This is a genomic window from Empedobacter sp. ULE_I140, from assembly GCF_053482575.1.
In genome coordinates this window covers 497165-513677 of the sequence record NZ_JBQMTX010000001.1, presented here as the reverse complement: position 1 = coordinate 513677, position 16513 = coordinate 497165, and the positions used below count along the sequence as shown (strand labels likewise).

The 16513-nt window shown below is 31.2% G+C and carries 7 protein-coding genes; 5 read left to right on the top strand and 2 right to left on the bottom strand.

The window, feature by feature from the left end; genetic code table 11:
• Positions 1-106: 106 nt before the first annotated feature.
• Entirely contained in the window at positions 107-1591 is a 1485-nt protein-coding gene (locus ACTS9J_RS02360) for a RagB/SusD family nutrient uptake outer membrane protein (RefSeq protein WP_286494932.1), read from the bottom strand.
• A 15-nt stretch (positions 1592-1606) separates the two neighbouring features.
• Positions 1607-4735: a SusC/RagA family TonB-linked outer membrane protein gene (locus ACTS9J_RS02355; protein ID WP_291047984.1), complete on the bottom strand. Its 3129-nt coding sequence runs from the start codon at positions 4733-4735 to the stop codon at positions 1607-1609.
• A gap of 687 nt (positions 4736-5422) precedes the next feature.
• Between ACTS9J_RS02355 and ACTS9J_RS02350 the strand changes: the two genes are divergently transcribed.
• The 5 genes from ACTS9J_RS02350 (at position 5423) to ACTS9J_RS02330 (ending at position 16512) form a co-directional block, all read left to right on the top strand.
• A complete protein-coding gene (locus ACTS9J_RS02350; protein ID WP_092906503.1) occupies positions 5423-6757 on the top strand; it encodes a tyrosine-type recombinase/integrase in 1335 nt (444 codons plus the stop codon).
• A gap of 330 nt (positions 6758-7087) precedes the next feature.
• The gene (locus ACTS9J_RS02345) at positions 7088-9979 is read left to right on the top strand and encodes an SNF2-related protein (protein ID WP_291096183.1); all 2892 of its coding nucleotides are present in this window, start codon (positions 7088-7090) and stop codon (positions 9977-9979) included.
• Position 9980: 1 nt separating this feature from the next.
• Positions 9981-11642, top strand: a complete 1662-nt coding sequence (locus ACTS9J_RS02340) for an RNA-binding domain-containing protein (protein WP_448352791.1) — start codon at positions 9981-9983, stop codon at positions 11640-11642.
• 521 nt (positions 11643-12163) lie between these two features.
• On the top strand, positions 12164-13819 hold the full coding sequence (locus tag ACTS9J_RS02335; RefSeq protein ID WP_448352790.1) for a site-specific DNA-methyltransferase: 1656 nt from the start codon (positions 12164-12166) through the stop codon (positions 13817-13819).
• Positions 13820-13821: 2 nt separating this feature from the next.
• A complete protein-coding gene (locus tag ACTS9J_RS02330; RefSeq protein ID WP_448352789.1) occupies positions 13822-16512 on the top strand; it encodes a DEAD/DEAH box helicase in 2691 nt (896 codons plus the stop codon).
• The last annotated feature ends 1 nt before the right edge of the window (position 16513 follow it).

Sequence of the window (16513 nt, the reverse complement as noted above, 5' to 3'; positions counted from 1 at the left end):
TTAGTATACATAATTTTTTTTTAAATAAAATCGAGGCTTTCCAAATGGAAAACCTCTAAAAATGTTATATTTCTCTATGAGGAGAAGATATATATAAAAAATGTTATCACGATGGATTCTGTTCACACAACGGATTCGAATTGATTTCAGCGACAGGAATTATCCATTGCCATTTTAAATCTGTTGGCTCTATTGTATAAACGTTGTTAATAACAGTTGCATTGTGATTTGCTCCTGTACGATCTAATTTTTGACCTAATCGTTTTAAATCGAAGAATCTAAATCCTTCTCCCCATAATTCGATTCGTCTATTCAGTAAAATCTGTTGATAATATGCATCCCCAGAAGTTGTAAATCCTGTGAAAGATGTATCCCTTGCTTTTTCTAAAGTTGTTAATACTGCTTTAGATTCTGTTTCTTTTCCTAATTTATATAACGCTTCTGCTTCTATCAAATACATTTCTGCCACACGCATAAACGGTACATCTCCTAAAGAACTTGATGTACTTTGTGCTAAAAATTTTTGAGATGTATATGCAAATAGTGAATAGTTAGACGGTAAATCTAAACTTGTATGCTTTCCTGTCGGATCCACAACTTGCGTACGAACATCTGTTGTTGGAAAAGCATTGTACAAATTGGTATTCATCACTTTTGGAGCAGTACGAATTTGAGATGAATTGTAATTTCGAGACATATAAGCATGGAAATTTCCGAAATAGTCGGATTGATCTTCTTGAATTGTTACGCCCCACATCCATTCTGGATTTGAATAATCATTAAACCCAGCTTTGTATTGCGTTTGTGACATTAACGAAAATTGTGATTTTACCTCGTTAGCATATTCAGCAGCTTTTGCATAATCTTGCTGAACCAAAGCAACTCTTGCCATAATACCTTTTACATTTTCGATCGAAAAATGTGAAGCATTAGACGCTTTTTTTCCTGTTAAATAAGTTTCTGCTTTGGCTAAATCATTCCAAATTTCAGTATAAACTTCTTGTACAGTTGCACGCGTTTTTGGATCAACATCTTTTGGATCATCTCTTAAAACAACTCCTAAATCAGAATTTGCGGCACCTGCTACATATCTTTTACCATACAACTGAACTAATTGAAAATATCCAAATGCACGGTAAGCATAGGCTTCTCCAATAGCTTGATCTTTTATATCCTGATCTCCCGATGCATCATCTCCGTATGTAATAATGTTATTAGCATTTTTGATCATTTCGTACCAAAATGTCCAAGGATAAGATGAAGTTGTAGAAGAATTGTTGCTTTGAGAAATCCATCTTAATTCACTTACAAACCAGCCATTTCCAGTAGAAGGAAATACAACATCTTCTCCCATTACATCTGTAATAATCAGTTGTGCTGTATAACCATTATTACCTTGAGATTCATTTTGTCTAACATACATATTTCTATGCATTCCATTTATTGCAGCCATTAAGTTATCTGCTGTAGAATAAATTGTTTGATCACTTACTGAGGATGTCGGAACAACATCTAAATAATCATCATTACATGATGATAACGAAAATGATGATAATCCAATAACTACTAGTAATAATTTTATCTTTTTCATTGTAAATTCATTTTTTTAGAAAGAAACATTTAGTCCTAAACTTACTGTTCGAGACGGAGTGTAACGATAAGTTGTTGTACCGTTGAATGACTGCGCTGGTTCTAAACCTTGTCTTGCGGTCCAAGAATATAAATTCTCACCAGAAACATAAACTCTCAAATTGCTTAAACCAATTCCTTCAATTGCTCGTTTATCGAAATTGTAACCTAATTGTACTGTTTTGATTGTTAAATAATCTGAACTAACCAACCATCTTGACGAAGCAGCAGAAGCATTTGTTGTATTCGCAGTACTCATAATTGGCACATTTGTAACATCTCCTGGACTTTTCCAAGCTGATAACATATCTGTACTAATTGCTTGTCCTTGTGGATAAGAACTCATTAATAACGCATAATTACTATCATATGTTTTTCCTCCTAATTGATAATTCAACATAATTGAAGCATCAAAATTTCCAACTCTGAAATTATTTGTAATACTACCATAAACATCTGGTAATGATGATCCTGAATAATCATACAATGCATTCGCATAATTAGTAGTTACTTTAGTTCCGTTAACTGTACGTGTATTAGAATCGTCTGCTTTTGTTGGATCTTGAACATACAAAGCTGCTCCATCCGAAGAGTCTACACCATACCATTGACGCAACCAGAAATCATACAAAGAATGACCTTCTGCAATACGTTTTGTTCCATTGATAATTGCATCATCTTTTCCATTAGCCATTTTCAACATTTCGTTTTCGTTATGAGCAGCAATCAGACCTAAATCCCATGAGAATTTATCATTTCTAACAATCCCAAAGTTTAATGAAAGCTCGATTCCTTGATTTCTCATTTTACCAATATTTTGATAAATAGAATTTCCTGGAACTCCAGCAGAATTTGGCACAGGAACAGCGAAAATCATATCTTTTACATCTTGTAAATAATATTCTAATGATCCTGAAATTCTATTTCTGAACAATGCAAAATCTAATCCTACATCAAACGAATTTTTAGATTCCCATGTTAAGTTAGAATTACCAACTTGACCAAGTAAGACTCCCGATTCTGTCCCATTGTTATATCCCAAAGAATATAAATCTAAATCGACCTCATAACCTGGTTCTTCGCCAATTCCGCCATCATTCCCAACTTGTCCATAAGAAGCACGTAATTTTAATTCATTAATAACTGATGAATCTTTTAAGAAATCTTCTTTGTGGATATTCCATCCACCACCTACAGACCAGAAAATACCTTGATTATTTTCATCCGAAAAACGAGATGACTTATCTAAACGAGCAGAAGCAGACAACAAATATTTGCTTGCATAATCATAGTTAACGCGTGCAAAATATCCTTCTTTTCTAATGATGTAATTGTACCCCGTTGCACTTGTTGTATTCAAGAAATTGACTAGTTCATAAATACCAGAAACAGTTTCTCCAGTTTTACGAATATTAGAATAATCAGTTTTTCTCTCAAAACTTTCGTGACCTAAGATTGCATCGAAGTTGTGTAAACCGAATGATTTTCTATAATTTAAGATTTGATTGAATGTTGTACCTGTATACTTATATTCCGTAATTTCTAAAGCAGCAGTACCAGACGCATCTCCAATTTCTTTATTACCATATTCTTTGTATTTGTAATTTCTTACATCATATGATAAGTTTGAAGTAAATGTTAAACCTTTTGCAAGTTTAATCTCTGCATTAAATCTTGAATTAATAGAATTAGAATCTTGATATTGATTATTCAACAAAGTTTCTTGCAACACATTTCGTCCAGAACTTGCACTAGAACCTCTACCACGAGATTCGTTTCCATCATAAACAGGATTTCCTTCTGTATCATAAACACGTTGTCCATTTGCATCATACAAATAAGGCGAATAAATTGGCCCCATTGCTCGTGTAAAATAAAATGGATTGATATAAGAAGAACCTCCACTAGAATCAGCTTGATTCGATTTAATTAAACTTCCTGATAAATTAGTTCCTAATTTTAACCAATCTGTAACTTGAGAATCTACATTTACACGTGCATTATAACGTTCGAAATCAGATTTTATCACATAACCAGATTCTTTATTATAACCAAAACCTGCAAAATATGTTGTCTTCTCATCACCACCCGAATAATCTATATCATACTTTTGAAAAGACCCTACACGAGAGATATAATCTTGCCAATCAAAATCATTGTATAAAGCATCAGATGAAGTTAAAACTCCATCTACAACAACTTGATTATCGGCAACTCCGTAAATATTATTTTTAAGATTATTTGTAATTAAATTCGTTGAAGCATAAGCATTCGCTTGTGCTAATGTTGCAGAAGAATTTGAAGCTAAATAGCCATTTCGCATAGATTCCCAAGTAGCAACATAATAATCTCCTGCTCCAACTCTCGAATATTCTGGTATAGCTCTCGTTACAACTCCTGTATTTGAAGATAATCTAAAAGATCCTTTACCTTTTTTACCTTTTTTTGTTGTCACCATAACAACTCCATTTGCAGCTGATGCTCCATATAAAGAAGTTGAAGCAGCATCTTTTAAAACGGTCAATGATTCGATATCATTTGGATTCAAATCTTGTAAACTTCCTGTGTAGATAACCCCGTCTACAACATACAATGGCGAACTAGATAAGTTATAAGAACCTACTCCTCGAACTTGCACTTCCAATCCAGAACCAGGCTGACCAGAACCAGTTGAAACTTGTACGCCAGCTACAGCACCATCTAAAGCTTTTGCCACATTAGATAAAGGTCTGTTTTCTATATCTTCAGCTTTTATAGTTCCCACAGAACCAACTACAGTTTCCTTTTTCTGTACACCAAAAGCGGTTACAACCGTTTCTGCAAGATCTACAGTAGTATTAGACTGTAATTTAATAACACCTAAATGATTGCTCGAAACAACATAATCTTTTCCATTAATGATTAAAATATCACCAATTTTAGCATCAATATCAAATTCTCCATTTTCATCTGTGTAAGCTACTTTGTCTGAACCTTTGATTCTAATTTGCACATCTGCTTCTGGAAAACCATTGCCATCATTTATAATTCCTTTCGTTTGCCCATACGAAAATGCAGCAAAACCAAGAAAAGCGAATAAGCTTAATGAAGTTAATTTTTTTCTCATGTTTAATATAAATTGATGCTACAATGATATTTGACATCTTTAACTTCGAGATTATTTTAACTTTCATTCAATTTTAATTAGAATTTACTTAACATAAATAATGAATGATTTTGTTTATTATTTAATGGAATAATTAAGTAAAATTTTAAACATGACGTTTTAACTATTTTTAACATAATAATTGTACTAAAACGCACAACCTGATTTTCAGAAGATGAAAAAAATTGTAAAAAATAAATTTTTATGCTTCTTACAAAATGACTTAATATAAAAATCAAACAGACTTCAAAACAACTAAAATCATCCTTATATATAATATTGTTGTTTTCACAATATTGCATAAGATAATAACTATCAAAAGCAGTTAATAGTTGATAGATTTAAAAGCTTTTCGATACCTATTGTGAGGTTTTTTTGTGGAAAAATAAATGGACGAAAATAAAAAAAGCACTAATCAAATTGATTAGTGCTTTTTGAGGTTCCTAGCGGATTATAAGTATGCAATATGATAATTTGTTATATTGTATTGAATTCATTAAATCTTAATTAAATGCAATGAATATCAAAGTTTAATGACTTTTTCAACATTGCACATAATTGTTTCTAATTTCATTTGATTTCAATTTAGTCGGACTAATGTCGGACTCGATCTCTTACTTATAAATTAGTAATCAAAAAATAACAATTATGGCTAAAGTAAGATTTGTAGTAAAAGGATCTCAAGAAATCGTACAATTAATCATTCGAGTATCAATCTCAAGACAAAATGATTTTCAGAAAGGATCTAAAATATTCATTCCAAAAAAATATTGGAATTTTGAAGAAAAGAGACTTTACGATAAAAAAGATAAATCTTCATTTAAGAATGATGCGGATTTTATCACAACAATCAATAACTCCAATAGGCTTTTATCTTCGATTGAAAATTTCGTTTTTAATAATTTGTCAAATCCGGAATTCATTACCTCATCATTAATAGAAGATGAAATACTTAAATTTCATGGACTCCCTACATCTCATGAAACATTAATTAAAGAAAAAGAGATCGAAAGGAAAAAAGAAATTGAAAATAACAATAAACTATTATTATATATTCATAATTACAATAATATTAGAGCTAATGATTATTCTATTGAAAACTCAACAAAACAAAAATATAAATATCTTGAAAGTGTAATATCCAATTATCAAGAATACATAAATAGAGAAATTAACATCCTCGACTGTAGTAAAGAATTCTTTTTAAACTTAGAAACTTTCTTATTTGATTACAAAATGTTAATGAAATCAACAATTAGACGAATATTAAAGAATCTTAAAACCATTATATATGATGCACGAAATAACGGACTTGATGTTAATCCTAGTATAAATTTTCCTATTCAAAGAATAAAAGAAGGTGATGTAGTATATCTCAACTTTAAAGAACTGGATCAAATAAGAGATTTTACAACTGATGATAAAATATTAACCTTAACAAGAGATTGGTTGCTCATTGGATGTTATACCGGACAAAGAATTAGTGACTTTATGAGGTTTACTACTGATTGTATTAGAAAATATTTAGACAATAATGGTAATGAATATAGTATAATAGAAATAACTCAAGTCAAGACTAAAAAAAGGGTTGCTATACCTATTCATCCAATTGTAAATGAAATAATTATTAAATATAATGGATTCCCTCCATTATTCAGTTCAAAATACTCTTCTAATGCAACAATATTCAATCAACACCTTAAAATTCTATTAGAACAAATAGGTATAAATAGATTAGTATTTGCAAAAGAATTTGATGAAAATGATAAACGAAATTACATGAAAGTGATTCCGTTATATAAAGCTGCTTCATCCCATATATGTAGACGATCATTTGCTAGTAATTACTATGCACACCCAAACTTTCCAACACCATTATTAATGAGTATTACCGGACATCAATATGAAAACACTTTTTTACAATATATAGGAAAGAATGATATTAGTAATGCATTGCAAGTAGCAAAAATATTCAACGATTAATATAAATGCGTCATTAACGATATAATGACGCATTATTTTTATTTGAATTTAGTGATGCATAATCAAATCTAAATTTCTTACTCTATATTTAGTTATTCCAATCACATTAAGTTTTTTGCCTGAAATTCTTCAATACTATAAATTATTCCCTGGTACATTTGATTTTTTTGATATTATATATTGTTTTATTGCATTAATGTTTAATCACTTGATATATAAAAAACTTAAATCAGAGGATCAAAATTTACATAAAACAAAATCAATAAAGCTTAAAGAAAACAAAATTTAAAATACAACTATTTGTATCTTTACAATCTTAGATATAAATACATGATTTCAACTAACTTCCATGCAAAGTATTTTGCACATGATTTAACGCGACGATTACCATCAGATAGTGTAGGGAAATTCGTAGCTTCATTACAAGATGCTCAAGTTGATTTAAATCCTCATCAAGTTGATGCGGCTTTATTTGCTTTCCAATCTCCTTTATCAAAAGGTGCAATATTAGCTGATGAAGTTGGTCTAGGAAAAACAATTGAAGCCGGAATCATATTATCACAAAAGTGGGCTGAACGAAAAAGAAAATTATTAATTATTTCTCCATCGAATTTACGCAAACAATGGAATCAAGAACTTCTAGACAAATTTTTCTTACCATCTACAATTCTTGAATCTAAATCTTTTAACGATGAAATAAAAAAAGGTAATTTGAATCCTTTCAACCAAGAGGATCAAATCATCATTTGTTCCTATCAGTTTGCTAAAACTAAAGATGCATACATCAAACAAACAAAATGGGACTTAGTTATTATTGATGAAGCACACCGACTTCGTAACGTATACAAACCAGCAAATAAAACAGCAAACGCTATTAAGGAGGCTTTACACCCGTATAAAAAAGTATTATTAACAGCAACACCACTTCAGAATTCTATATTAGAATTGTTTGGTTTAGTTTCAATTATTGATGATTATGTTTTTGGAGATTTAAAAAGCTTTAAAGAGCAGTACTCACGTAATCTGGATGAAGATTATCTTGAGGATTTAAGAAATCGTATTCAACCTGTTTGTCATCGTACATTACGCAAACAAGTATTGGAGTACATAAACTACACGAATAGAATACCAATTTGTGAAGAGTTCTTTCCTACACCAGAAGAAGAAGATTTATATGATCTAGTTTCTGAATATTTACAGAGACCAAAACTTTATGCACTACCGAATAGTCAACGTCAATTAATGACATTAATACTTCGTAAACTACTTGCATCCTCATCATATGCTATTTTCGGAACATTAAACACATTAGTTAATCGACTTGAAAGTATTTTAATTAAAGAATTGAATTCTGATTTGTTTGATGAAATTGATGAAGATTACGAATCGACTGATGAATTACAGGACGAATGGGATGACGACAATGATGATGATATTTCGGATGTGGTTTATTCACCTGAAGATTTAGTTAACATCCAGAAGGAATTAGATGAATTAAAGCAATATAGAAACCTAGCTGAAAAAATTCAAAAAAATTCAAAGGCGGAACACCTTTTTACAGCACTTGATAAAGGATTCAAAGAACTAGAAAATCTTGGTGCAAATAAAAAAGCATTAATATTCACAGAAAGTAGAAGAACTCAAGATTTCTTATATAAAACATTAGAAAAAAGAGGATACAAAGACAAAGTAATATTGTTTAACGGAATGAACAATGATGCTAAGTCAAAAGAAATTTATAAAAATTGGATTCAAAAGAATAAAGGTTCAGATAAAGTCACTGGATCTAAAACAGCTGATATGCGTGCTGCATTAGTAGACTATTTTAAAAACGAAGCTACTATAATGATTGCTACAGAAGCTGCATCTGAAGGAATCAATTTACAATTCTGTTCCTTAATTGTTAATTACGATATGCCTTGGAATCCTCAGCGTATTGAACAACGTATTGGTCGTTGTCATCGTTACGGACAAAAACATGACGTTGTAGTGGTTAACTTTTTAAACAAAAAGAACGAAGCTGACATCCGTGTATATGAATTATTAGAACAAAAATTTCAATTATTTGATGGCGTTTTTGGAGCTTCTGATGAGGTTTTAGGAGCAATTGGTAGTGGCGTTGATTTTGAAAAACGTATTGCAATGATTTACCAAAACTGCCGTAAACCTGAAGAAATAAAAGCGGCATTTGATGAATTACAAGAAGATTTAAAACCGCAAATTTCTGAAAAAATATTAGAAGCTAAAACTACTTTACTAGAGAATTTTGACGGAGAAGTTAGTGCAAAACTAAAAGCTAATTTATTAGAAACTACTGATTCATTATCAAAATTTGAGGAAAAATTATGGAAACTAACCAATTTTGTTTTAGTTGATAATGCTACATTCAATGATAATTTTTCATTCGAACTAAAGAAAAATCCTTTTAATGACATTAATATCAATAAAGGGAAATATATTTTACTGAGAACAGATGATAAAGGAAAAAAGAATGAAGTTCCGGAACATACTAATATTTACAGAATTGGTCATCCATTAGCGCAACAAATTATTCAAGAAGCTTCTATATTAGAAACGCCAACTCAAAAAATATCATTTAATCTTTCTAGTTCAAAATCTAAAATTAGTTACTTAGAACAGTTTATAGATGAAGAAGGTTGGATGAAAATTGTTAAACTTGAAATTGATTCTTTTGAAAAAGAAGATTACATCATTGCTTCAGCTATTTTAGATGATGGAACAGTATTAGAATCTGATATGGCTCTAAAATTATTCTCATTGGACGGAACTGAAGAAGGAGGAGTTTCACTTGATCCTGAATTTGCACAAAAACTTGAAGAAATTCACTTTGCCAATTGTCAAGAAATCATCAGTACTAACGCAATGAAAAATAATGATTTTTTTGATGAAGAAATGGATAAACTTGATCAATGGGCAGATGATATGAAACTTAGTTTAGATAAAGAGGTAAAAGACTTAGATGCCGAAATAAAACTACGTAAAGCTGAGGCTAAAAAAATCTTGAATTTAGATGAAAAAGTGAAAGCTCAAAGAACGATTAAAGAGCTTGAAAATAAGAGATCTGAAAAGCGTAGACGTTTATATTTAGCACAAGATGAGGTAGATGAAAAGAAAGAAAACCTACTTTCTGAAACAGAAAAACGTTTAGAACAAAATATAACTGAAACGGAATTGTTTGCAATTCGTTTTAAAATTCTTTAATATGACAAACGAAGAATTAATAACATTAGTTAATGAATTGCTCCAACAAGGCAAAGAATTAGAATGGCTTGAATTTAAACAAGGCGATGCGACAGATGCACAACGCTTGGGTAAATACATTTCTGGGTTAGCCAACGCTGCTAATTATAATAATGTGCCTTTTGGTTATTTAGTCTTTGGAATTAAAGATGAAACACTGGATATTGTAGGTACAAACTATAATTACCTCAATAAAAAAGAGAAAGGGAGTGAATTAGATTTTTACATTCGTAGAAACCTAAGTCCTTCGGTACATTTTCAGCATTTTGTTTGTGATTATGATGGTAATAAAATAGAAATATTTAAAATATCTGCTGCTCAAAATATCCCTGTTTCTTTTGAAAATGAAGCCTATATAAGAGTAGCTTCTAGTCTTACTGAATTAAAAAAATATCCAGATCGTATGAGAGCAATTTTAAATTCTCATATTGATTGGTCAGCAGAAATCGTACCTAATGCCACTTTAGAAGATTTAGATACTTACTCTATTCAAAAAGCAAGAGATATTTATAAAGAAAAAAACAAAAACAAGTCTTTTTATAAGGAAATAGACAATTGGACTAATGAAGTATTTCTCGATAAACTTAAAGTAACCATTAACGGTAAGGTCACTAATACAGCCTTAATATTATTGGGTAAATCAGAAGCATCACATTTATTGTCTCCTAAAGTAGCTCAAATCACTTGGAAATTAGATACCGAAGAAAAAGCATACGAGCATTTTTCTATGCCACTGTTTCTAGCAGTAAATGAGGTATTAGCTAAGATCAGAAATGTCAACTATAAGTTTTTTCCAACCAATCAATTAATTTCTATTGAAGTACCTAAATACGATAACGAAAGTATTTTAGAAGCTTTAAACAATTGTATTGCACATCAAGATTATAGTTTAAATTCTAGAATTATAGTTACTGAAAAAATAAACAAATTGATATTTGAAAATGCAGGTGGTTTTTTTGAAGGAAATGCTGAGGATTATTTTTTAGGTGAGAAAACACCTAAGAATTACCGTAATAAATGGTTGGTAGAAGCTATGGTCAATCTGAATATGATAGATTCAATGGGCTATGGTATTTTCAAAATGCTGAAAAGCCAAAAAGAGCGATATTTTCCATTACCTGATTATAGCAAGTCTAAGGGAAACGAAGTCATTTTAGAAATATATGGTCATTCTATTGACGAAAATTATTCAAAATTGCTGATAGAAAATAAAGATGGATTAGACCTTACACAAGTGATTTTACTGGATCGAATACAGAAAAAAACACCTATTACAGATGCTGCAGCCAAAATGCTGCGCACCAAGGGCTTGATTGACGGCAGAAAACCTAATTATTTTATATCGGCAAAAATTGCAGAATTGACCAACCGAAAAGCCGAATATACCCGAAATAAAGGATTAGATAAAGAAGTGCTTGAGTCATTTGTTTTAAAGCATATTGAGCATCATGGATTTGCTTCAAGATCAGAAATTAATCAATTGTTGATGGATAAACTCCCTGATTATTTGGATGAAAAGCAAAGAAAAAAGAAAATAGACAACCTATTACAGGGCATGAAGGATAGCATTCACAATGTGGGCTCTCGTACGGAATCAAAATGGGTGAAAATTAGGAAAGACTAGGAAAGGTTTAGGAAAGAAAAAAGAGATTTATCAGATAATAATAAAATGCAAATAAATGATTTTCAGCATTTTGCAATAAAATATTTTAGGAAAGCTCAGGAAAGAACTTAGGGTACGATTAGGAAAGGGAAAAGGGGTTTGTTTAACAATTACAAAATACAAATAAGTGATTTTCAGTATTTTAAAAGAGAATATTTCAGGAAAACTCAGGAAAGATAGGAATAGACTTTGGGATACTTAGGTGATGTAAAGCAATGAAAAAGACAATGCATAATAAGGATTATTCTATTGTTAATCAGGGTTCTACAAGAAAGCCTATTTGGGTATTAAGTTTATCTAATGAGTAACCAAAGAATATTTTTAGACAAACTTTTCCAATTTTAGACAAACTTTAGATAAACTTAGGGAACAATACAGATAAACGCACAGAAGGAAATCAACTTCCCTCTGTAGATATAAAACAATAAAAATCAATACATTAAAGTATTGAAAACAACAAAATAAAGAATATAGTAGTACAAATGGCTCAAAATAAAAACTTACAAAAATTAGAATTAACGTGGATAGGCAAAGGTGATGAACCGAAGCTAGAACCTCGTATTTTAATAGAAAACCCAGAATACTCATACGGTGACCCAAACACCGAAAACATGCTGATACATGGCGACAACCTATTGGCATTAAAAGCCCTAGAACAAGACTATGCGGGTAAAGTAAAGTGCATCTATATAGATCCTCCTTATAACACTGGTAATGCTTTCGATCATTATGATGATGGTATTGAACATTCATTATGGTTAAGTTTGATGAAACCTCGTTTAGAGATTTTAAGAACTTTATTAGCAGATGATGGCTCTGTTTGGATATCTATTGATTCTGATGAAAGTCATTATTTAAAAGTATTATGTGATATGGTTTTCGGCAGGAAAAATTTTATCGATGAGGTTATTTGGCAAAGAGCTTTTTCACCAATTAATCTTAAAAAAACATTGTCTAGAAGTCATGATATAATATTAGTTTATGCTAAAAATTCATTAGGCTTCGAATTAAATAAACTCCCACGCTCGGCAGATGCAACTAAATCATATAAGAACCTAGATAATGATAGTAGAGGTCCTTGGACTTCAGGCGATTTATCAGTAGGTCCTAAAGTAGAATCCAAAGTTTATGAAATTACAACGCCATCTGGTAGAAAAGTTTTGCCTCCAAATGGTTATTGTTGGAGATTGTCAAAAGAAAGGTTTGATGAATATGTTGCTGATAATAGAATTTGGTTTGGAGCAAAAGGAGATGGTGTTCCTCGTATAAAAAGATTTTTGTCGGAAGTAAAAGACGGTGTTACTCCAATGACATTATGGACGTACCAAGAGGTTGGTCACAATCAAGATGCTAAAAAAGAAGCTAAAGTATTTAATTCTGATAGTGTTTTTGCTACTCCAAAACCAGAAAAACTGATAGAAAGAGTAATTCATCTTGCCACAAATCGAGGTGATTTAGTCTTAGATTCTTTTTTAGGTTCAGGCACAACGGCTGCTGTGGCTCATAAAATGGGGCGTAAATACATTGGTATTGAGTTAGGAGAACACGCTATTACACATTGCTATCCACGTCTTAAACAAGTGGTTGATGGCGAGCAAGGCGGTATCTCTAAAGCAATCAATTGGCAAGGTGGCGGAGGTTTTAAGTTTTATACGTTAGCACCAAGTTTATTAAAGAAAGACCAATTTGGGCAATGGATTATGTCTGATGAGTACAATGCCGATATGTTAGCCGCTGCAATGGCAAAACAAGAAGGTTTTAAATACAACCCAAGCGAAACTCAATTCTGGAAACAAGGCAACTCGTCAGAGCAAGATTTTATTTTCACTACCACACAGTTTTTGACTGTTCAGCAGTTAGAAGCTATTGCAGAAGATATGCAAGCAGGAGAAAGTTTATTAGTTTGTTGTAAAGCATTCCAAGCGGAATGTAAAAACAAGTTTCCAAACATTACCATCAAAAAAATACCTCAACTATTATTAGATCGTTGTGAGTTTGGTAGAGATGATTATAGCTTAAATATTGTCAATCTACCACAAGAAGATAACCAAGAAGACTACGATGTAGAAGAAGAAATTGAAAATGATGAGGAAGTAGTAGAACCAAAAGAAAATAACCAAAAAACATTATTTGATTAAACATGAATCAAAACACTATAAATCAGATCAAGCAACGCTTATCGTTACGTTTACCGCTAGCAGAAGCGTTAGAAGTTACAGCAACCGTTGCAGATCATATTACTCTACAAAAATCAAAAAGAAGCACAACTGTACAAGAAGATTTGCAAGTCATTAAAGACTTATATCCATCGTGTACGGACTTTCAGAGAGCATTTCCTTCAATCACGCATAACATTGCTACAGGAGTTGGAAAAACCCGTCTTATGGGAGCTATTATATCGTATTTGTATTTAGCCAAAGGAATTAAGAATTTCTTTATTTTAGCACCTAACTTAACGATCTATGAAAAACTAATCAAAGATTTTGGAGATCCTGCTTATTCTAAATACGTTTTTAATGGAATTTCTGAATTTGTACACAATCGTCCAGTAATAATCACAGGTGATAATTATGCACAACAAGGGGCTTTGTTTAGCGAATCAGAAGTACGCATCAATATTTTCAATATCTCTAAATTTAATTCAGATAACAAAGGCTCTAAAACGAAAGGTATTGCTTTAGCTCCTAAAATGAAACGTTTATCAGAATATTTAGGCGAATCGTATTGGAAGCACTTATCATCTTTAGATGATCTTGTTGTCTTGATGGATGAAGCCCATCGTTACCATGCAGATGCTTCTAAAAAAGCCTTAGATGAACTAAATCCTGTATTAGGTATAGAATTAACTGCTACACCAATTGATGAAAAGGGAAAACCTTTCAAAAACATTGTTTACGAGTATACCTTAGCCAAAGCTTTAGCAGATGGTTTGTATGTTAAAAATCCTACGATTGCTAAACGTAAAAACTTCGATCCAAAAGGTGAAAGTTCAGAAAAAATAGAGCAAGTGAAGTTAGAAGATGCCATTTCTATTCACCAACAAACCAAAACGGATCTAGAATTATACGCACTAAATAACGATCAAAAAGTCGTAAAACCTTTTGTTTTAGTGGTTTGTAAAGATATTACCCATGCTAAAGCGGTTTATGATTATATCAACTCATCTACTTTTTACGATGGGCAATACATCGGTAAAGTTTTACAAATCGATTCTTCTACTAAAAAAGATGAAGAAATAGAGCAATTATTTGTTTCGTTAGAAAATCCAGAGAACGAGATAGAAATTGTTATTCACGTGAATATGCTCAAAGAAGGTTGGGACGTTTCTAACCTGTACACAATTGTGCCTTTACGTGCTGCAAATGCATCAGTTTTAATTGAGCAAACGATTGGTCGTGGATTGCGTTTGCCTTTTGGTGGTAAGCGTACAGGGGAAGCTAATATAGATAAATTAACGGTAATCGCTCATGATAATTTTGATGCAGTTATTGCTGAAGCTCAAAATCCAGAATCTATTCTTAATAAGATTTCATTTATTGAATTTGATGAAGATGAAGTAAAAGAGAAAACTATTGCTACAACATCTGTATCGAAAGCTGAAAAAGAAATTGAAGAAGAGCAAGCAAAAGTTGATGCTATTGTTGATGTACAAGAAAAACAGACAGCCCAAAATCAAGTTGATGCTAAAAAGGCTATTATTTCTGTTTTACCTACATTAAATAAAATTCCAGAGATAAAGAAAGTTGAAGATTTTGCTAAACCTGAAGCTAAAGCTAAAGTTATTGAGCAGTTAAAAGAGACATTCAATCAAGGACAAGGAAATTTATTTGTAGATGATATTGTAAAGGAAGCAGAAACAATATATGAAACAGTAGTTTCTAATTACAAAAAACAAATCATCGAAATTCCTCGTATGGACTTAGTTCAAGGGGATGCTCATGCTTATTTTGAAGATTTTGATTTAGATATTTCTGGATTTCAGCTTAAAGCATTCGATGATGAAATTTTAAGACAAAGTCTATCTGATAAAAAAGATATAGAAACTCTTAGAGCTGTTTCTAGTGGTAATTATGGTAATCCTATCAATAATATCATTGTAGAATTATTAAATTATTCGGATGTAGATTATGATGATAATGCTGAATTATTACATAAACTAGCAAAGCAAGCCTTTAGCGCAATTGAAGCAAGTAATTCAGATGAAAAAGATATGAAGAAAGCAGTATTTCAGTTTAAGAAAACCATTGCAGATCGTATCTACCTTCAAATGAAAAACCATTTCAAAATCGAATACAGCAATTACGAAAAACCAAACGTATTACCATTTACCAAAATAGAATCACATAATTTTTCGGCGTTAGCATCTAATGGTTTTAAAGATTATAGAGATACTATCTCACCTGTTAGTTTAGTACCAAAGTATGTATTTACAGGTTTTGAAAAAGCATGTCATTTTGAATATAAGTTTGATTCAAACACAGAAAAAGAATTAGCATTTGTACTTGAAAATGATAGAAGTGTAATAAAGTGGTTAAGACCTGCAAGCAATCAATTCCGTATTTATTGGGATAACAACTCTAAACGTTACGAACCCGATTTTGTAGTAGAAACCGAAGATGCTATTTATATGATAGAACCAAAATCTAAAGATAAAATGCAAGATTCAGATGTACTGCAAAAAGCAGATGCAGCAAAAACATACTGTAAATACGCAACCGAATACAATTTAGAAAACGGTAGTAAACCTTGGTATTATTTATTAGTTCCACACGATGAAATTAATAAAACAATAAATTTTGCATACTTACTAAATAAGTTCCTAACAAAATAAT